Here is an 18,529-nt window from a genome sequence, read left to right as displayed (position 1 = left end):
CGCTATGCAGCTCGCCCGGGTGATCGAGACCTCCGCCGCCGTCGCCGCGACCCGGGCGCGCACCGTCAAGGTCGCCCTCCTCGCCGCCACCCTGCGCGAGGCGGCGGGGTATGCCGATCCCGCCCGTCTCGTCGAGGTGGTCGCCGACTACCTCGCCGGGACGCTGCCGCAGCGCACGGTCGGGGTCGGGTGGCGCGGGCTGCGGGCGCTGCCTGACCCGGCGGAGCAGCCGAGCCTGGGGGTGCTCGAGGTCGACGACGCGCTGACCCGGCTGCGCTCGGTCGCCGGGGCCGGGTCGGCCGCCGTGCGGGCGGGGGCGGTACGGGACCTGTTCGGACGCGCCACCGCCGAGGAGCAGCGCTGGCTGGTGGGGCTGATCACGGGCGAGCTGCGGCAGGGGGCCTCGGACGGGGTGCTGCTGCCGGCCGTGGCGCAGGCGGCCGAGGTGCCCGAGCCCCTGGTGCGGCGCGCGGTCATGCTCGCGGGCTTCCCGGGACCGGTCGCGTCGGCGGCGCTGCTGGAGGGGGAGGGGGCGCTGGAGGCGGTGCGGCTCGAGGTGGGGCGTCCGCTGCGCCCGATGCTCGCGGGGTCGGCGCCCGACGTGGGCTCGGCGGTCGACGGGACGCGGGAGGTGGCCGTGGACGCCAAGCTCGACGGCATCCGGCTGCAGGCGCACCTGGACCGTGACGTCACGCCCCCGGTGCGGCTGTTCACCCGCAGCCTGGAGGAGATCACCGACCGGCTGCCGGAGGTGGTCGATGCCCTGCTGGCCCTCCCGGCCACGAGGGCGGTGCTCGACGGGGAGGTCATCGCGCTGCGGCCCGACGGCCGGCCCGAGGCGTTCCAGGTCACCGGCGCGCGCACCGCCTCGAGCCTCGACCCGGCGGAGCTCGCGCGCACGACGCCCGTGACGACCTACCTCTTCGACCTGCTCCACCTGGACGGGACCGACCTCGTCGACGAACCGGCCACCACGCGCTGGGCGGCCCTCGACGCCCTCGCCCCGGCCCTGACCGTCGAGCGGGTGGTCACCGCGGACCCGGCCGAGGCGGAGGCGTTCTCGCGGAAGGTGCTCGACGCCGGTCACGAGGGCGTGATCGTCAAGGACCCGACGGCTCCCTACGCCGCCGGGCGGCGCGGAGCCGGCTGGGTCAAGGTCAAGCCGCGCCGCACCGCCGACCTCGTCGTCACCGGGGTCGAGTGGGGCAGCGGCCGGCGCAGCGGCTGGCTCTCCAACATCCACCTGGCCGCCCGGGACCCGGAGACGGGCGAGCTGGTCATGGTCGGCAAGACCTTCAAGGGCATGACCGACGCGATCCTGCAGTGGCAGACCGAGCGCTTCCTGGCGATGGAGACCGGGCGCGACGGCATCGTGGTGACCGTGCGACCGGAGCAGGTGGTCGAGATCGCCTATGACGGGGTGCAGACCTCGCGGCGCTACCCCGGCGGCATCGCGCTCCGCTTCGCACGGGTGCTGCGTTACCGCGACGACAAGGGGCCCGACGAGGCGGACACGCTGACCATGCTCCGCACCTGACGCCCCGACGCCCTGACGCCCTGACGCCCTGGACGCACCGGACGCACCTGCACGTGGCGGGCCTCCACGACGCGTGGGCGGCACGATCGCCATATCTAGTCCTATCTCAGGAAATTGTGAGACAGCCGGCGGCGAGGAAGGCAGGGGTCAGACCGAAGATCGCGGATCGTCGATCACGGGTCTGATCGACGATCCGCGATATTCGGCCCACCCCCCACCCCTCACCGGTCGGGACCTCGCGCCCGAGGTGGACGAGGTGCGGAGGACGAGGTGCGGGACGAGGTGCTGAGGGGGACACGGTCTGGGGGACGAGGCGCTGAGGGGGACGAGGTGCTGAGGGGGAGAAGGTCGGGGCGCAGGGAACGGTCATCAGGTCAGCTCGAGGGACGGAGGTCGGGGCAGCAGCATGCCGCCGGTCCTCAGCGGGTAGGCGATGTCGAGATGGAAGTAATAGCCCGGGTCCACCCCGACGAGCGCCGAGAGGGCCGGGATGAACTCCGCCTCCGGCAGAGCTGGTTGGTGGCACCGACGCGCCGGACCAGGGTGAGGTTCACGTCGAAGCCGAGCGGATCGAGGAGACGTCGGAGCGTCCCGATGGAGGGGTCGCGCCGTCCCCGTTCGTAGGCCGAGATGACGCTCTGCGGGACCCCGCACACCTGGGCTGCCCGACGCTGGGTCATCCGGGCCTGGCGCCGTGCGGCTCTCAGGACGGAGGCCGCGCTGGGGCCGACCAGCTCCTCGTGGACGATCTGCACGTAGCCAGTCAGCCACAGACCGACCCGGCGGCGCCGGAGCGGGCACCGCGCCTGTGGACAGGGTCGGGCCGGGTCAGCCGGCCGGGGTGCCGTCCTCGTCGTAGCAGGGTGACCCGACGGAGACGGTGACACCGGGTGCGTCCTCGACCCAGCCCAGGGTGACCGACCAGCCGTCGCGGCCCAGCGTCACCGAGGTCTCCGCGGCGGCGCCGACCCGCTGCCACCCGTCGGCCTCCAGCCTGGTCACCTCCCGGGCGACCTGCTCCTGCGGCTCCTCGGCGTGGAACCCCGCCCCCGCGTCCCACCGGCGTGGGCCGGGGCCGCCCAGGGTGCAGGAGGCCCGACCGTCGGTGGCGCTGCGCTCCGCCTCCACCGGGTCGGTGGGGGTGAGCGCAGCGGCCAGCTCGTCGCGCAGCTCGACCGCGCGTGTCCGCGCGTCGGACAACGCCTCGTCCTGGGAGGTGTAGGTCGGCATGGCGGGTGCGCCCTCCTGGGTGGTGGTGGCGGCGGGGTCGGTGGACGACGTGGTGGCGGCGGGGTCTGCCGGCGTCGTGGTCTGCTGGCTGCACCCTGCGAGGACGAGGGTGCACGCGAGCACGACCGCACGGAACGGGGCGATGGTCATGGCACCTCCACGGTGGGCGTCCCAGGATAGGCGGAGTCGTGGTACGGGCTGCGCCGGCCGTGCCACCAGTGCCACTCCGGGTCGTACGGCGTCACCTGGCCACCGGTGATCACGCCGACGACGTTGTCCCAGGCGGTCGAGCCCGGGCTGAAGACCTGGGTGTGGGCCTGCGTGCCCCCGGCGATCTGCTGGCCGTCCTCCGTCCGGCCGGTGTCCAGCACCACCCAGTCGGCGAACGTGTCCTCGTGCCCCCACCCGTGCCCCAGGGGGGTGCCGTCGGTGAGCCAACCCGAGTCCTGCGACACCGCGATCGGGTCGCCCGGGGCGGTCTGGGTGTAGCGCACCACCTCCCGGGCGTCCCCGTCCCACGTCGTGGACCGGTAGTCCAGGCCGGCGCTCAACCCGAGACCGGTCCCGGCGGAGGCGACGTGCAGCACCCGGTCGACGTCCACGCCGAGCACGTCGGCATACCCCACCACGGCGCCGCCGGCGGAGTGCCCGACGAGTGAGACGTCCCGCTCCGGCGCGAGGCCGAGGCCCTCGACGAAGCGCAGGAGGTGCGTGCCGCCGGACTCCGAGAACGAGCGCCGAGACGCGTCGCTGACGATCGAGCTGGGCAGATCGGTGCCCAGCCAGGACACCGTGGCGGTCGTCGCGGCGTGGTCACGGGCGATCCGTGCGGCCTCGGTCGAGTAGTCCTGGATGCTGGCCATCTCGCTGTAGGTCCCGGGGACGAGGATCCCCACGTTGGGCGCGTCCACGCGCCCGTGCCACTCGGCATACCTCCCGTCGCCTCGGGGGTCGAAGACGAGGAGGAGGCGCAGGTGCGCGGGGATGCCGGAGGTGTCGCCGAGGCGGGGGGCGGGCGGAGCGTCGAGGAGGAGCGAGCGGTAGAGGTCGATGCGGGCCCGTGACTCCGCCAGCTCGCGGTCCGGGTCGACGCCCGGCGCGTCGTGCACGAAGAGGCCGGCGTCGCTGGCGAGGAACTGGCGGGCGAGCCAGTGGCCGAAGGCGCCGAGGGCGCTCCCGGTCGCGTCCTCGTAGCGCGCGCCCTCCTGACGGGTCAGCTCGGCCGTCGTGGGGCCGCTGTTCAGCCGGTGCTCGACCGCCAGCTCCCGCAGCAGAGCGTGCCGGACGAGCGCCCGGTTGGCCAGCACCCGGTCCTCGATCGCGATGCCGTCGGTGCTGCCCACGAGGGTCGGGTAGAGGAGCCGCAGCCTGGCCCGTTCCTCGGCCGTCAGCTGCAGCCAGGCGCGGCGGACGGCCCCGACCGAGGAGACCTGCGGCCCGTGCTCACCGGGCGGCCCCACCGCCTCGAGCAGGGCGTCGAGTAGCGGGTCCTCCCCGGTCGCGTGGTCCCAGTCCTCCGCCAGCACGGCGGCGACGTGCGGGTGCCGGGCGAGGAACTCGTCCAGCCGCCCCACGGGGACCTCGGCGATGAGCCGACGCACTTCCTGCGCCGGGGTGCCGGGCCGGATCCGCCGGGCCAGGGCCTCCTCCGCGTCGGTGTCGACGACGCCGGTGTCCTGGAAGAGGCCGTAGGCCCCGGACGGGGCAAGCGAGCGCAGGAAGCCGGGGCTGGTGCCGGGGGGCACCAGGCGCCCCAGGTCCTCGACCACGTGGGCGAGCGCGTCGCGGCAGGCGCGGTCCTTCTGGGCGAGGGCGTCGATGTGCTCCCGCAGCCGGGAGTGGAGGTCGTCGAGGAGCCTGGTGCGAGCGGCGTGGTCGACGACCCGGACCTCCCCGCCCAGGTCGTCGCGGACCGTCATCCGCGGCGGGTCGGCGAGCAGCGCCTCCTGCTCCGCCAGCAGCTGCACCACCACCGGGCCGCGCCAGCTCATCGTGGCGGCCAGGGTCTGCAGGGCCGCGCCCGCCGCCCGGCAGGCGTCGGCGAACCGGCCGGTGAGCGAGCCGGTCGGCACGCTCGCAGCGTCCGCGCGCCCGGTCATCGTGCCCTCCCAGCCGAGGGCGGTGGCGGCCGCGCCCAGCGTCGTGGCCAGCTCCCGCTCGCTGCGGTCCAGGGTGGTGGCCAACGACGCCAGCTCCTCGCCCAGCCGGCGCACGTCGCTGCCGTCCTGGCGCATCCAGGCGGTGACGACGGGCGCCGACATCAGCGCTCCCCGGTCGCGCGGGCCGTGTTGTCGGCGAGCTCGGTCATACCGGCCGCCATCGCCTCCAGCTCGGCGCCGAGGTCGAGCAGCCGCAGCGAGACCAGGCCGTCGAGGTCGTGCAGCACGTGCTGGGTGACCGAGCCGTCGAGCTCGGCCGCTGCCCCGGACACCCCGGCCCCCGCCGCCTCCCCCGGCAGCGCGGCGGCCGTCCCCGCCAGCCCCCGGGCGGCGGCGCGCGTCGCGGCGATGTCAACGTGCGGCATACCCGCCTCAGCCTGCCTCGCGCTCGCGCAGCTCGGCCTCCTGCGCGTCGGCGAGGTCCTCGAGGGTGGAGGCCCGGGCGCGGCAGTCGCCGGCGTAGCCGAGCACGTCTGCGCGCAGGGCCCGCACGTCGGTCCGCACGTCCTTGGCAGCGTCGTAGAACTCGGTCGCGGCCGGGCCCCACCAGACGCCGTCGGTGCGGTGGGGGTAGCGGCGCAGCAGGGTGTCGAGGTCGTCGTCGAGCTGCCAGGCCTTGGTGCTGATGGTGGTCGCGACCTCGCGCAGCAGTCGGGCGCGGGCTCGCTTCTCCTCGGGCGTGGTCACAGCAGGCTCACCCCCACGAGGGCACCGAAGAGCGGCTCCGAGGGGTAGGCCTGGAGCAGGTCGTCCTCGCCCAGCCGCAGGTGGCCGTGGCGGCCGGCGTGGACGCCGGCGAGGGCGTGCCCGGTGTCGGTGGTCAGCGTCCAGGTGAACCACGGCTCCGCCCACACGGAGCGCAGGTGGTCGTCGGCGTCGGGCGGGGGCGCCGTGGCCGGGTCGTCGGCGCGGGCAGCCACGAGGTCGTGCGGCACCCGCGCGGGGGCGGTCGCCACCGGCCAGGCCGGGCCGACCTGCAGCCAGGCCGCCAGCTGGGCTGGCAGCTGCATGAGCGGGATCCACTGCAGCGTCCCGCAGGTGGCGGAGGCGAGGACGTCGCGGCCCAGGGTGTCCCGGCCCGCGTGCCGGGCCGGGGGGTCGGTCGCCCAGACGAGCGCGGTGTCGCCGTGGCGGGCCGCCTCGAAGGTCCCCGGGACGCCGCCGGCGACCGACTCGACGCGGACGCGGCGGTCGGCCTGGGTCAGCGCGGTGTGCGTGGTCGTGCCCTCCTCGGTGAGGCGGCCGGCGTCGTCGACCAGCCCGGCACGGCGGAGCTCGTCGAGGGCGGCGGCGTCGGCCTTCCTCACCCTGGTCCCGCCGAGCAGCCCGCGCCCGGCCTCGGCCAGGGCGGCGTAGGCCGCGCGCGAGAGGGTCAGGCCGTCCGGCTCCCAGGGCTGGGCCAGCTGCAGCCGGCCCAGGTCCTCCAGGGTCTCCCCGTGGGCTGCCCAGTAGTCGTCGGTCCGGGGCTCGGCGGTCTCGTCCTGCTGCCCGTCAGGCGCGTCGGCCTCAGGTGCGGTGCGTCCGAGGTCCCCGGTCCCGCCGACGCGATCGCCACCCACGACGCCCTGGACCCGCAGGCTGCGGACCGCCTCGGTGAGCAGCGGCATCACGCGCAGGTAGCGGTCGGCGTCGACGGTCGCGGTCACCGACAGCGGCCGCCCGCCCTCGAGGCGGACCCAGCTCGTCGCGCAGACGAGGGCCGTGCCCGCGGGGTAGGTGGAGACGATGCGGCGCCCGCCGTCGTCCTCCCACAGGTCCCACGCGACGATCCGGTGGCCGTCGTCGACCGCGAGGAGGGTGGCGGCGGTGCGGGTGGCCACGGCCCGGATGCTCGCGGAGGTCGGTGCACCGAGTCCGACGACCAGGTTGGGCCGCACGCCCCAGTCCTGCGACCACTCCCCGGGCGCGAGGACGAGCAGGGTGGTGCCGTCGGCGTCCGGCTCCTGGGGCACCTGCACCCACCCGGGCGGAGGATCGAGGTGGACGGTCAGGTCAACGGGAGCGGACGTCATACCGGTCCTTCCAGGCGGGGGCGTCGCGCAGCCAGCGCGGCTTGAGCAGTGCGGGGAGCCACACGACGGCGACGACGCCGACGGCGAAGGCAGCGAGCGCGAGCAGGAGCATGAGGGTGGCCAGCCAGGCGGGGGCGAGGGGGCTGAGCGTGGCGAGCAGGCCGGCGACGCCGAGGTAGAGCGGGGCGAGGTGCATCGTCGGGGACGGCCAGGCGCGCAGGACGAGGGCGCGGTTGGCGCCGGTCCAGGTGACCAGTCCGAGCGCGACCAGGGCCAGGCTGACGAGGAGGAGGGGCCAGGAGAAGAGGTAGGCGGGAGCGTCCATCAGCCGAAGAGCCCGTTCCAGACGTCCTTGGCCCCGTCGGCGATGGCGCTGCCGGCCTGCTGCAGGCCCTCCCCGACGGCCTTGCCGGCCTTGGAGCCGACGAAGGCGCCGATCGCGCCGCCGACGAGGGCACCTCCGACCGTGCCGACGACCGGGATCGGGATGAAGCTCCCGGCGATCGCGCCGTAGTGGGCGCCCACGAGGCCACCCGCGACAGCGCCGCCGCCCTCGGTCGCCACCGAGTAGGTGGTGGAGGCGACGCGCTCGCCGGTGCTGTACTCCGGGTGGTAGCGCTGGTCGTGCTCCCACTGGGTGGCGCCGACGTCCCACAGCGTCAGGCCGACGCCGGCCACGCCGAGCGCGCGGCCACCGGTCCGTGCCCAGGTCGGCGGGCGTCCCAGCGTCGGGTCGGTGGTGAAGTTGTGGCCCGGCCGGTAGGTCGCCTCGTCGATCATCGAGTGGATGCGCGGCATCCGGGGGTCGGCGTCGCTGAGGGCGGGGACGTAGAGCCCGCTGGCGCGGCGCACGATCGGCATCCCGTTGTGCACGTCGTCCACGGTGGCGAGCAGGCTGTCTAGCTCGGTGAGGACGGAGCGGCCGGCGGCGACGTCGACGCGGGGGACGTGGACGCGGAAGTTGCGGTAGCGCTCGAGGAGCATCTGCGACATGCCGAGCGGGATCGCGCCGAACTCGTCGCTCCGGGCGATGCGCTCCATGTTCTGCAGGACGGTCTCGTCGCCGCGGTAGGCGAGGCTGCCGAAGTCGGGCAGCCAGTAGCCCAGGGAGCGGAGCTCCTCGATGGGGCGCTCGTGGTCGACGTAGCGGATGGCGTGCTCGCGGGCCGCGCCGGCCAGGACGGCCAGCGTCTCGGCCATCGTGCCCGCCCGGCGCCGGGCCGCCGGGGCGCCCGCCACCCACTGGTCGACCTTCTCGATCTGGGTGGTGATGTCGCTGCCGATCGTGCCGATCGTCGAGCCCACCGCCAACGTCGCCCCCGACATGGCGAGGACGCCGTCAGGATCGATGCGCACAGTCATGGTCGTTTCCCTCCCCGGAATGCCGTTCGGCGGTCCACCCTAACCGGAAGCGGACCACGTGGGCACACCAGCCATGGGGGGGGTTGCCGAGCCGGCCGGGGAGGAGGATCCTGGCAGCACCGTCGCGATTGGAGGGGGGCCGGTATGACGACACCGCAGCGTCTGGCAGTCGTGGTGGTCGCGCTGATCCTGGGTGGGCTCGGTGCGGGGGCGGTGAGCGGCGGCGAACCCGAGGAGCCGGTATCGGCCTCGTCCGCCGAGGCCGTCGAGGAGCCCGCAGCGACGCACCCCTTCCTGCAGGACGAGGTGGCGTTCCACGTGCTGCCGGGGGTGTGGGAGCTGCTCCTCGGGGTGAAGACCGGTGATGAGGACCGGACGGGCGTCGCGCTGGAACGAACCCAGGCGCACGCCGTGGCGGTCCTCGACCGCCCGTGCGACGAGGAACCCATCCTCGTCGGGGTCCCGGCCTCGATCGTCGGGGCCGCCGCCCAGAGTGAGGCGGAGGATGCTGTCGATCGCGGCGCACTCCGCGGCGTCAAGACGGTCGAGGTGTCCCTCATCGACGTGCCCGTGGCCGAGGGCCGTCGCCTCCCGGCGTGCCCCGTGGAGCTGACGATGCAGGTGCCGCTAGGCGCTGCGGCGAACGGGCACCTGATGGCCTCCGTGCCCGAGCCTGACGCCGACCCTCCGGCGGAGGAGGCCGCGGCGACCAACGACGTTCTGGTCGCCTACTCCGTCACGCAGTTTTTCAGCATCGGGGCCTACGTGCTGCTGGCGCTCTCCGCTCTGCTCGTGGCGGTCGCAGGGCTTCTCCCACTCCTGATCGGGGCGTCAGCACAGGACAGGATCGGCCTCCTGAAGGAGGAGGTGACGGACCGGAAGTACCCCGTCTTCGCCGCTGTCACCACCGCCCTGGCCGCGGTCTCGACCGGTGCGGTGAGCTGGTCCGACCTCGTGCCGTCGCTGCACCTCGGAGGCGTCACCGTCACGGTGCTGCTCGCGGGTGTCCTCGTCACGGTCGGGGAGGCGATCGTCTCCGCCACCTCTGCCGGCTGGCGGTTCCTGGTGGGGCACGTCCTGCGGGTCTACGGGATAGCGGTCCTCGCTCTGCTCACGCCCCTCATCCTGCTCCATGGGTCCACGATCGGCTGGGGCGGCGCGGTCGTGTGGGGCGTCATCGTCGCCGTCCTGACGGTTATCGCCCCGTTCCTGCTCCTCACCACCGCGCCCGCAGGGTCAGGGCAGACGGCGGGAGGAGCCGATCGCTCGGCGGTGTAGACGGGCGTGGAGCCTCGCTCGCCCTACTGGTCGCAGCTGAGGCCGGCCACGGCGCCGGTCGCCCTGCCGTCACCGTCGAGCCGGTAGAGGATTCCGGTGACGTCGCCGCTGAAGGCCTGGAACGACATCGTGCCGTCCTCAGCCGTGACCGTGTCGGCGTAGTCCCAACCCGTGCTGAACTCTGCACGCAGCGTGTCGACGTCGATCGGCAGACGCACGCCCTCGGCCACCACCCGGTGCCGGGAGCTGGTGCCGCCGTCTCGCTCCAGGTCGTAGGTCCAGCCGCTGACCGCGCCCACGGGGTAGGCGAAGCCGTAGAGGTAGGTCTCCTCGGGGACGGGTTCGGTCAGGATGGTGACGTCCAGGCCGCCCCACGTCAGCCGGCGACCGGTGATGCCGGCCCGGAAGCAGTCGGTGAGCTCGGTCACCTGGTCCGGGGAACCGAGCCGGGAGACGAGCCACGGCTCCGCGTCGTCAGGAGCCCAGTCGCCGTCGACGCCCAGGCCTCGGCCGCCGGCGGGAGCCTCTACCACGCTCGCGGTGGCCGTCCCTCCCGAGAGGGTCGGACGACCCGCCTCGTGGTCCCAGGTCAGCCGCATCGTCCCGGGGGTGTAGGGCCTCGATCCTCCGGTCTCGAAGCCGTAGGGGACCACGACGACGTCCCCGTCGACCGTGGTCGTGGATACGTCGAAGCTTCCGCGGAAGGAGGTGGGTTCGATCTCGGAGAGGAAGAACTCACCGACCCGCTCCCCGCGTCGGTCGTAGACGAGCAGCACACCGGGCCATGTGACGCCGCCCGAGGAACAGGTCATGGCGACGATCTGGGCCCCCGGCCCGTCCCAGGCGAGGGGGCCCTCCAGCACGGTGTACCTCCCGTCGACCTCGGTCTGTCCGACGGCTGCTCGACGCTCCGGCTGCTCGCAGTACTCCGGGACGAGGTAGCCCTCGGCGGCCCGGGCCCGGATCGAGAGCAGGTCGACGGAGAAGGTGCTGTTGTCCTTCGCGATCAGAGCGGAGAGCACCCCCTGAGGCGCGACCATGAGGAGGCGGGAGACGATGCCCAGACGGAGCAGCAGGAGCGCGTCCGCGGAGCCCACCATCTCGCCCATCATCCGCTGGACGCAGGTGGTCGCGGTGGAGATCATGGGCCCGAGCTCGGGGTCGAGCCCTGCCGACACGGTGCCGGATAGGCAGGAGACCGCGTCCTGCAGGTCCGCGGCGTCGCGCAGCTTCTGCCACTTGCCGGCCTGCCCGATGGATGCGACACCGAGCGCGGCCTCCACCCCGAGCGCGACCCCTCCCCACAGCAGGTCGACCTCCCCGGTGTAGCTGACGGGGAGAGCGTCCTCCGTGGAACGCATCCCGATCTGTGCCCCGGGGGAGAGGAGCGCCCGGTTATCGGGGTAGTCGTTGACCAACCGGTAGCCGGCGGTCGCCATCAGGTCCCCCAGCCGCAGCTGAACGATGGGCATCGTGCTCGGAGGGGCGGGGTCGGCGGTGATCTCCCAGGCCACCGGGCCGTTGGAGTAGAACTGCATCGACAGCTCGTCGTCGGGCAACCGGTCCGCGCAGAGGTAGACGGTCCCCAAACCCGGGCCCTCGGTCATGAAGTAGACGTCACCCAGGTCGGTCGCGTGGCCGAAGTCCTTTTCGGCACAGTCCGGCTGGGGGTACTGAAGCCCCAGCGCCAGCTCGATCTGCTTGGTCAGCTCGCCGAGCCACTGCCGGGGGTCAAACTGCACGAGCGAGAAGACCGACAGGTGCTCTGTGGTGACGACAACCTTGTCTCCAGCGATGTCATGGTCGATCGTGACGTAGTTGTCCCTCCCGGAGTCCGAGCGCAAGACGACATGCTCGACGGTCTCCCCCGGCGGCTCGGCGAGGTCGAAGGTGATCGAGACGGGCTCTTGCGGTTGCAGGTGGTCACCGATGACCACGTCGACGACGGCTGCCATGTCTGCGTCAGGGTCAGGGGACTCACGCTCGAGGAGACTCACCACCACTGCGGTGCCGGGGTCCGCCACCCCCGCCGGACCCTCGACCAGCACACCGTCCAGGGCGACGCTGAAGCCGTCCTCATCGACGCTGGCACGGGTCGTGGAGCCAGACTCCGTCGTGGGTGCCGGGTCGCTCGTGCCTGACCCCTCGGTGGAGCTCTCATCGGTGCAGCCGACCCCCACCAGAAGCACCAGAATCAGCGCTGCTGCGAACCCTCTGCGTCCTCGCATGCCGGCATCGTAGGGGTGGATGCGGTCCTGCCCCGGCACGACGCGTCCGGACACTCGCCGGCGATGCGTGTCAGGGCGCCCATGAACGGGGAGCCGGTCAGGACGCCAGACCGTTGAGGCGCGCGATCCAGCCCTCGGCCGCCCGCCGCCCGGAGACCATCGCGCCCTGGATCGAGCCGGTGTCCGTGTGGTCGCCGGCCACGATGAGGCCCTCGTCCACCAGCAGCGCCTCCCGGTCCACCAGGGGGGCGGGCTGCTCGGGCAGGGCGTAGGTGACGTCGTCGCGGCGCACGAGCTCCCACCCGGAGGCGTCGACGCCCCACAGCTCGCCGACGTGCGTGCGGACCACGTCGTCGGAGACCGGCTGCTCCCCGCGGCGCAGCAGGGTGCTGGCCTGGACGAGATGGCGGCCGGTGGGGGCGTAGCCCGGGGCGGCGTTGCTCATCACGGCCGTGTTGACGACCGGGCCGTGGACGTGGCGCTGGTCGACGACGATCATCCGGTGATCCGCCGGCGCCTCGTCCACGGCGAACCAGTGCGTCGTCACGCCCTTGCCCGCGGGCGAGGGCCGGCCGGTCAGCGCCTCGGCGGACTGCGGGTCGGTCGCCACGATGACCAGCCCCGCCTCGACGCTCTCCCCGCCCTCCGTGCGCACCCGCCCCGGCGCGACCTCCTCGACGGGGGTGTCCAGCTCGACCGGCTGCGTGAGCCGTGCGGCGAGCTGCTCGGGGAGCTGCTGCATACCCCCGGCGGGGACGCCGAGGCGACCGACCGCGAAGGAGCGCATCAGGAGCAGCGTGAACGCGTTGGAGGTGGAGCCGTCGTCCTCGAGGAGGACCCCCTCGAGAAAGGCGTCGACGATGCGGCGCAGCGGCCCGACGAGCCCGGCCTGGTCCATCGCCTCGCGGCGGGTCAGGTCCTCGGCGCTGTTGAGCACCGTCTCGGGGCGCAGCGCGGGCGCCAGCCAGCGGGTCAGCGCCGAGACGCTGGAGGGGTGCAGCTTGCCCGAGCGCAGGGTGGCCGGCAGCAGCTGCGGCTCGCGGCGCGGGTCGGCGACCACGAGGTGCTCGGTGGTGCGGTCGCTGCGGATCGCCAGCCCGGCGGTGAACGGCTGGACGTCGAGGGCGTCGACGTCGACGAGCTCCTTGACCATCGGGTATGCCGTCTGCAGCACCTGGAAGCCCCGGTCCAGGAGGAAGCCGTCGACGAGGTCGGTGCGCACCCGACCGCCGACCGCGTCCGAGGCCTCGAGGACGCGCACCGGCACGCCTGCGTCCTGCAGGGTGAGGGCAGCGGTGAGGCCGGCGAGACCGGCCCCGACGATCACGACGTCGCGGGAGGTGGTGGGCATGGGACCACCGTAGAGGCGCGCGGCCGGGTCCGCGCGTCAGCCCCGGCGGAGCGGACTTCCGGGTAGGGGTCGGGCGGTCCTACCGTGGACGCACCGGCGTCTGCCGGGCCTGCTCGCAAGGAGTTCCCCCATGTCGCTGCGCAAGGTCGGTCTGCTGCCGCAGATCGGTGTCGCCATCGTCCTCGGCGTCCTGCTGGGGCTCGTCGTGCCCGAGTGGTTCGTCCGGATCTTCGTGACGTTCAACGGGCTCTTCGGCAACTTCCTGAGCTTCATCATCCCGCTGATCATCGTGGGCCTCATCACCCCGGCGATCTCCGAGCTGGGCAAGGGCGCCGGCAAGTGGCTGGGCATCACCGCCGGGATCGCCTACGGCTCGACGGTCCTCGCTGGGCTGATGTCCTTCGCGGTGTCGATGGCGATCTTCCCGCGGATGCTGCAGCCGGGCTCCTTCGACGAGGTGACCAACCCCGAGGAGGCGCTGCTCGCGCCCTACTTCGTGGTCGAGATGCCGCCGGTGTTCGGCGTGATGACGGCGCTGCTGGTCTCGTTCGTCGTGGGGATCGGGCTGACGCTGCTGCCGACCGACACGATGCACCGCGGCTTCGTCGAGCTGCGCTCAATCATCGAGAAGGTCATCGCTCCGGGATCATCATCCCGCTGCTGCCGCTCTACATCCTCGGCATCTTCATGAACATGACCGCCGCGGGGCAGGTGTGGGAGGTGGTCACCACCTTTGCCGGCGTGATCGTCCTGGTCTTCGCCCTCACCGTGGTCCTCCTGCTGCTGCAGTATGCCGTCGCCGGCGCCATCGCCGGCAAGAACCCGCTGCGCTCGCTGCGGACCATGCTGCCGGCCTACGCCACCGCGCTCGGCACCTCGTCCTCGGCGGCGACGATCCCGGTGACGCTGCGGCAGGCGATGGAGATGGGCGTGCGGCGGCCGGTCGCCTCGTTCGTGATCCCCCTGTGCGCGACGATCCACCTCGCCGGGTCGACGACGAAGATCGTGGCGTTCTCGCTCGCGGTGATGTTCCTGTCCGGGACGGCGGTCAACGTGCCGGTGTTCATCGGCTTCATCCTCATGCTCGGCATCACCATGGTCGCCGCGCCCGGGGTGCCCGGCGGCGCGATCATGACGGCTGCGGGGCTGCTGACGTCGATGCTCGGGTTCACCGAGCCGCAGGTGGGTCTGATGATCGCGACCTACATCGCCATCGACAGCTTCGGCACCGCGACGAACGTGACCGGCGACGGCGCGATCGCGATGGTGGTGGACAAGCTCAGCGGCGACGAGCTGCACCACGACCACTTCGTGGAGTCGGCGGACGGGCAGCTGGTGAACGTGCCGGAGGAGGACGTGGCGCCGCGCGCCTGAGCGGAGCCGAGAGACGGCCCGGCTCCGCTCAGGGTGCCTGCTCTGTTACGGGAGCTGGCGGTCGCGCGCCATGCTCCCTCACGTAGCTCGGCTTGAGTTTCTGCGCCCAGACCACAGATCGCCGCTCGACGAGCGTATAGAGCACCCACGCCGCAACGAGCGAGCCGACAATGCCAGCGCCATAGGCGAGCCACGCGCCGGCGATGCTCTGGCCGGTGATCTTGAACATCGCGCCCATCAGCACGTCGATCACGAGGAGGTGGACGAGATACAGCGAATACGTCCAGGCGCCCAGCAGGAGGAGTGGTCTCGGCATCTTGGACGTGATCGCGCCCGTCCGCACGGTGAGCAGGAGCACGACAGCCGTCAGCCACGCCGCCCAGTAGCCACCCAGGCTGTCGGGTGAGTTGAGGTTGAATGCAAGACAGTTCACGAAAGTCACCGCCAGGAGGGCCCACCCCGTCGTCATCGAAATCTCTCGGAGCAGCACCCACGCCACGCTCATCCCCAGCGCGAACATCCACCAGTGGCCCATGAACCAGGGGCCGGTCGACCACCCGAGCCATGGCATCAATAACGACAGGGCGGCCAAGATCATGACGACGAGACGGACTGCGCCGCCCTGCGTCGATGGGCTCGTCCGCCACCTTCTCGTGGCAAGCATGACGACGATCAGGACGAGGTAGAACTGCACTTCGATGCAGAGAGTCCAGGCGACCGCTACCATGGCGGGGACGCCCACGATGTCCTGCAGATACACCATGTTGAGGAGAACCTGCCCGATCGTGAAGGACCGCGCCTCTAGTCCTGCAACCTGGGACTCTGCTGCGGCGATGATCAGGACGCCGACGATGACGACGTAGTAGGGGGGATCCAGACGAACCTGCCGCCGTAGTGCGAAGTTGCCTGCCCCGGCGAAGGTGAGCGGCAGGCGCCGCACCGAGTAGCAGATCACGAACCCGCTAATCACGAAGAAGATCGGCACCCCGTTCGCCCCGTAGCGGCTCAGCTCGACGAAGGCTTTCGGTGCGCTGGACTGCAGCAGCTCGGTCTGTGCCGAGTTGAACATCAGGTGGAAGGACAGAACCATCAGGGCGGCCAGACCGCGCAGGGCGTCAACGAACTCAAACCGTTGGCTCCGGTCGAGATCGATCGACGACGGCGTGGCTGCCACGTGAACCTCCAAGATTGCGCGGACACGCGCTGTGCGGAACGCCCCAGGTGCAGCGTAGCCGCGTCAGGTTTGCCTGGTGTCCCCCCGTGGTGACCAAAGTCGGCTACACGTGGGCTGGCACGATGAGCACATGACCAGCGAGGATGAGGCACCCGTCGACATCGCTGTGCGCATCGAGTTCGCGCACGCGGCGCTGCAGCACCTCGCCGACACCTACGGCATCGACCTGCTGCACGTCAAGGGCATCGCCTTCGAGCCCAAATGGCGCTCGCGTGCCGAGGGGGGGAGCGATGCGGACATTCTCGTCCGACCTTCTCAGGTGCGGGACTTTACCCGGCATCTACGAAGACAAGGTTGGACCCGGCGGTCGTCCTTCCGCACCGGTTCCGCCTCGGGCCATGCGGAGACGTACTGGCACGACCACCTCGGTTACGCCGACGTCCATCGCTTCTTCATGGGGATGGGACGGGATGAGGGTACTTTTGACGCGCTCTGGTCCCGTCGCCAGATCACCGAGTTGGCCGGGGTGCAGTGTCCGGTGCCGGACGGGGTTGCGCAGGCGCTGATTTTTGCCATCAACGAGGCCCGCAACAGTCCGGGGTTGAAGCAACCGGAGAGGGTGGGCTTGAGCATCGACCACCAGCTGGCCGTACAAATCGAGAAGCTCATCCCGACCGTCCAGGCGCAGGTTGGGTGGGCGGCCGCGCGTGGCGCTCTGGATGAGGTGCGAGCGCACCGCGAACACGACCTCTGGCGGACCACGCGCGCCCCAAGCGGACGGTTGGCTGAGTGGCGTGCCAGGGTGAAGGCCGAACCCGCAACGCTGGACAAGATTGTGACTGTGCTCCGGGCACCCCTCGTGAACACGGAGCACCTTGCCAACACGCGCGGCCACCGCCCCTCACCCCTGGAGGTCGCGGTGGAGTTCGTGGACCGTGGGCGGCGGGCTGCAACAGAGGTGTGGCGCACTTACCGCAACGGACGGGGTCTGGGATGACCGCGTGGTCACGCGGCGATGGCTGGGGTGTCGTCGACCGCCCCGACGGGAACGTCCGAGGCGGTTGCCTGTACGCCGCGCCGCTGCGAAGCGGTGAGATCACAGTGCTCGTGGGTGCGTCTGCTGTGGTGGCGCGGGCGGCGCTGGAAGGGCTCGACGTCACAGCTGTCCGCGAGGCGGCGGCTGCCGGTCTCGGGGTTGCGCGGGAGGACATCGACGCAGACGTCGTCGACGACCTCCTCGATGACCTCGTTCGTCTCGGCCTCCTTCAACCGCGTTGAGCCACGCAATTGAAGGACCCGGTCAACGAGTGGTGCGCCGGTCCACCCTCGGGCGGCTGCGCAGTTCCCCGGATCCCCGGTCGTCCTCGGTGGCGATGCGTTCCATGCGTGCGTTGGCCGCCGCCTCGGCGTGTGGGTGCGACTTGGCCATCCGCCGATCCCGTGCGGAGGGGCGCCGCCGCCTGCGACGGGGACCGTCCGGCTTGGTGCTGGCGTCCTCACCGGTGTAATAGCTGTAATAGGCGGCGGGCTTTGGCGGCGTCTTCGTCAGGACGAACCCAGCAACGTGGCTCTCCGTGGTCGAGAGGACGCGTAGCGCCTCGTGGACGTGCCGCTTTCGGGTCTCCCCGCTGGCGACAACCATGAGCAGCCCGCCGGTGAGCTTCTCGATAACCATGGCGTCGGTGACCGGCAGGACTGGCGGGGCATCGACGAGGATGAAGTCGTACGTCTTGACAAGAGCGTCGAACAGCGCATGCATCTTCGCTGAGCCCAACAACTCGCTCGGGTTGGGTGGGACGTCTCCGGAGGTGAGCACGTGCAGGTTCGTGCCACCCCAGCGCTGGGTGACGTCCTCGACTTCGGCCTCGCCGAGCAGCACGGTCGTCAGCCCGACTGCCCCCTCCAGGCCGAGGTTGGTCGCGACGGACGGGTGACGCAGGTCGGCGTCGATGAGGAGCACCTTGGTGCCGGCGTCCGACATGGCCAGCGCGAGGTTGACCGCCGTCGTCGTCTTGCCCTCACCGGGCAGGGTGGAGCTGATGACGAACGAGTGCTTGCCAGTCGTGACGTCTACGAACATCATGTTCGTGCGCAATTGGCGGACGGCCTCAGCCTGCGGACCGAACGGGTCGATCTCTAGGTAGATGCCGTGGTCGTCGTCGCCTTTGCGTAGCGGGATGGTGCTGAGCACCGGCCGGTCGCTAATCGATTCCAGGTCCGCGGTGCTGCGGACACGTTGGTCCAGTGCCTGCCGAGCAATAGCGAACGCCATACCGAGCATGAGACCGGCCAGCGCCCCCAGGCTGAGGTTGCGGGTGACATCCGGCTCGACCGGTGCCGATGGCACCGCGGCCGGGATCACGACCTCGGCGGTGACGGAGCTGCCGCTGCTCTGAAGCATGGGGGAGAAGCTGCGGGCAACAGCCGCGAGGTTCTGGGGGACGGAGGTCGCCGCGTCGGCCGCTACCTGGGCGCTCCGGGCACGCACGGTGACGTCGAGGAGTGGCGTTTCACCAGCGCGGCTGGCACTGACCGTGAGGGGTTCGGCCGGCGATAGCCCCAGCTGCTCTCGCACGGGCTCCAGCACGATGGGGGAGGTGGCGACCTGGATGATGGTCTCTAGCTCGGCCGCGGGCATGTTGTACACGTTGGAGGCGTCAGTCTGGTTGTTCGCCAGCAGGTAGACCCGCGAGCTGGACTGGTAGATCGGCTGGGTCTGAAGCGTTACCCAGGCCGTCGCCGCGACGACGACTAGCATGGTGGCCAGCACGATCCGCCAGCGGTGGCGGAGCGAGTTCAGGAAGTCACGGACCGTCACGGGGCC

15 protein-coding genes and 2 pseudogenes are annotated in these 18,529 nt (G+C 71.8%); 4 read left to right on the top strand and 13 right to left on the bottom strand.

All coding sequences use genetic code 11. The annotated features are described in order from the left end of the window. Positions 1 to 4 precede the first annotated feature (4 nt). A complete protein-coding gene (locus tag D4B81_RS08825; protein ID WP_122262060.1) occupies positions 5 to 1,537 on the top strand; it encodes an ATP-dependent DNA ligase in 1,533 nt (510 codons plus the stop codon). 557 nt (positions 1,538 to 2,094) lie between these two features. Here the strand turns inward: D4B81_RS08825 and D4B81_RS19305 are convergent. From D4B81_RS19305 to D4B81_RS08785, 8 genes and pseudogenes are all read right to left on the bottom strand, one after another. Further along, positions 2,095 to 2,292 (bottom strand): annotated as a pseudogene (locus tag D4B81_RS19305) (helix-turn-helix domain-containing protein); the annotation flags it as partial. Positions 2,293 to 2,365: 73 nt separating this feature from the next. Next, on the bottom strand, positions 2,366 to 2,917 hold the full coding sequence (locus tag D4B81_RS08815) for a hypothetical protein (protein ID WP_122262058.1): 552 nt from the start codon (positions 2,915 to 2,917) through the stop codon (positions 2,366 to 2,368). After that, entirely contained in the window at positions 2,914 to 5,028 is a 2,115-nt protein-coding gene (locus D4B81_RS08810; protein WP_122262057.1) for an alpha/beta hydrolase, read from the bottom strand. Before D4B81_RS08810 ends, D4B81_RS08815 begins: the two co-directional genes overlap by 4 nt. Further along, complete coding sequence (locus D4B81_RS08805) at positions 5,028 to 5,291, bottom strand: hypothetical protein (protein WP_122262056.1); 264 nt, start codon at positions 5,289 to 5,291, stop codon at positions 5,028 to 5,030. Before D4B81_RS08805 ends, D4B81_RS08810 begins: the two co-directional genes overlap by 1 nt. Before the next feature lie 7 nt (positions 5,292 to 5,298). After that, entirely contained in the window at positions 5,299 to 5,613 is a 315-nt protein-coding gene (locus D4B81_RS08800) for a hypothetical protein (protein WP_122262055.1), read from the bottom strand. Next, positions 5,610 to 6,938, bottom strand: coding sequence for a hypothetical protein (locus D4B81_RS08795; protein ID WP_122262054.1), 1,329 nt, complete (start codon positions 6,936 to 6,938; stop codon positions 5,610 to 5,612). Before D4B81_RS08795 ends, D4B81_RS08800 begins: the two co-directional genes overlap by 4 nt. Further along, a complete protein-coding gene (locus D4B81_RS08790) occupies positions 6,919 to 7,263 on the bottom strand; it encodes a hypothetical protein (RefSeq protein WP_122262053.1) in 345 nt (114 codons plus the stop codon). The genes D4B81_RS08795 and D4B81_RS08790 overlap by 20 nt, the downstream gene beginning before the upstream one ends. Beyond that, positions 7,263 to 8,300 (bottom strand): hypothetical protein, encoded by a 1,038-nt coding sequence (locus tag D4B81_RS08785; protein WP_161965074.1) that lies wholly within the window; start codon positions 8,298 to 8,300, stop codon positions 7,263 to 7,265. The genes D4B81_RS08790 and D4B81_RS08785 overlap by 1 nt, the downstream gene beginning before the upstream one ends. 144 nt (positions 8,301 to 8,444) lie before the next feature. On the opposite strand from D4B81_RS08785, the gene D4B81_RS08780 reads away from it, so the two are divergent. Next, the gene (locus D4B81_RS08780; protein WP_161965073.1) at positions 8,445 to 9,578 is read left to right on the top strand and encodes a hypothetical protein; all 1,134 of its coding nucleotides are present in this window, start codon (positions 8,445 to 8,447) and stop codon (positions 9,576 to 9,578) included. Between the two features lie 23 nt (positions 9,579 to 9,601). Here D4B81_RS08780 and D4B81_RS08775 read toward each other — a convergent pair whose 3' ends face one another. Both D4B81_RS08775 and D4B81_RS08770 read right to left on the bottom strand, forming a co-directional pair. Next, positions 9,602 to 11,806, bottom strand: a complete 2,205-nt coding sequence (locus D4B81_RS08775) for a hypothetical protein (RefSeq protein ID WP_161965072.1) — start codon at positions 11,804 to 11,806, stop codon at positions 9,602 to 9,604. A gap of 97 nt (positions 11,807 to 11,903) precedes the next feature. Next, entirely contained in the window at positions 11,904 to 13,157 is a 1,254-nt protein-coding gene (locus tag D4B81_RS08770) for an NAD(P)/FAD-dependent oxidoreductase (RefSeq protein WP_122262049.1), read from the bottom strand. A gap of 130 nt (positions 13,158 to 13,287) precedes the next feature. On the opposite strand from D4B81_RS08770, the pseudogene D4B81_RS08765 reads away from it, so the two are divergent. Continuing rightward, positions 13,288 to 14,531: pseudogene (locus D4B81_RS08765) on the top strand (dicarboxylate/amino acid:cation symporter). A gap of 28 nt (positions 14,532 to 14,559) precedes the next feature. On the opposite strand, the gene D4B81_RS08760 reads toward D4B81_RS08765, so the two are convergent. Beyond that, complete coding sequence (locus D4B81_RS08760; protein WP_122262048.1) at positions 14,560 to 15,705, bottom strand: acyltransferase family protein; 1,146 nt, start codon at positions 15,703 to 15,705, stop codon at positions 14,560 to 14,562. Between the two features lie 130 nt (positions 15,706 to 15,835). Here D4B81_RS08760 and D4B81_RS08755 point away from each other — a divergent pair, with 130 nt between their 5' ends. Then, positions 15,836 to 16,702 carry a hypothetical protein gene (locus D4B81_RS08755; RefSeq protein WP_122262047.1) on the top strand — a complete coding sequence of 289 codons (867 nt, stop codon included), beginning with the start codon at positions 15,836 to 15,838 and terminating at the stop codon, positions 16,700 to 16,702. A gap of 8 nt (positions 16,703 to 16,710) precedes the next feature. Here the strand turns inward: D4B81_RS08755 and D4B81_RS08750 are convergent, their stop codons facing one another. Together D4B81_RS08750 and D4B81_RS18065 are read right to left on the bottom strand one after the other, a co-directional pair. Then, positions 16,711 to 16,974: a hypothetical protein gene (locus D4B81_RS08750; protein ID WP_122262046.1), complete on the bottom strand. Its 264-nt coding sequence runs from the start codon at positions 16,972 to 16,974 to the stop codon at positions 16,711 to 16,713. Between the two features lie 31 nt (positions 16,975 to 17,005). Continuing rightward, positions 17,006 to 18,523 (bottom strand): tyrosine-protein kinase domain-containing protein, encoded by a 1,518-nt coding sequence (locus D4B81_RS18065; protein ID WP_161965071.1) that lies wholly within the window; start codon positions 18,521 to 18,523, stop codon positions 17,006 to 17,008. Positions 18,524 to 18,529 lie beyond the last annotated feature (6 nt).

This window comes from Ornithinimicrobium cerasi, assembly GCF_003702705.1.
Lineage (GTDB): Bacteria > Actinomycetota > Actinomycetes > Actinomycetales > Dermatophilaceae > Ornithinicoccus > Ornithinicoccus cerasi.
Note: the sequence above shows the minus strand (reverse complement) of the source record. Positions and strands in the feature narration are given on the sequence as shown.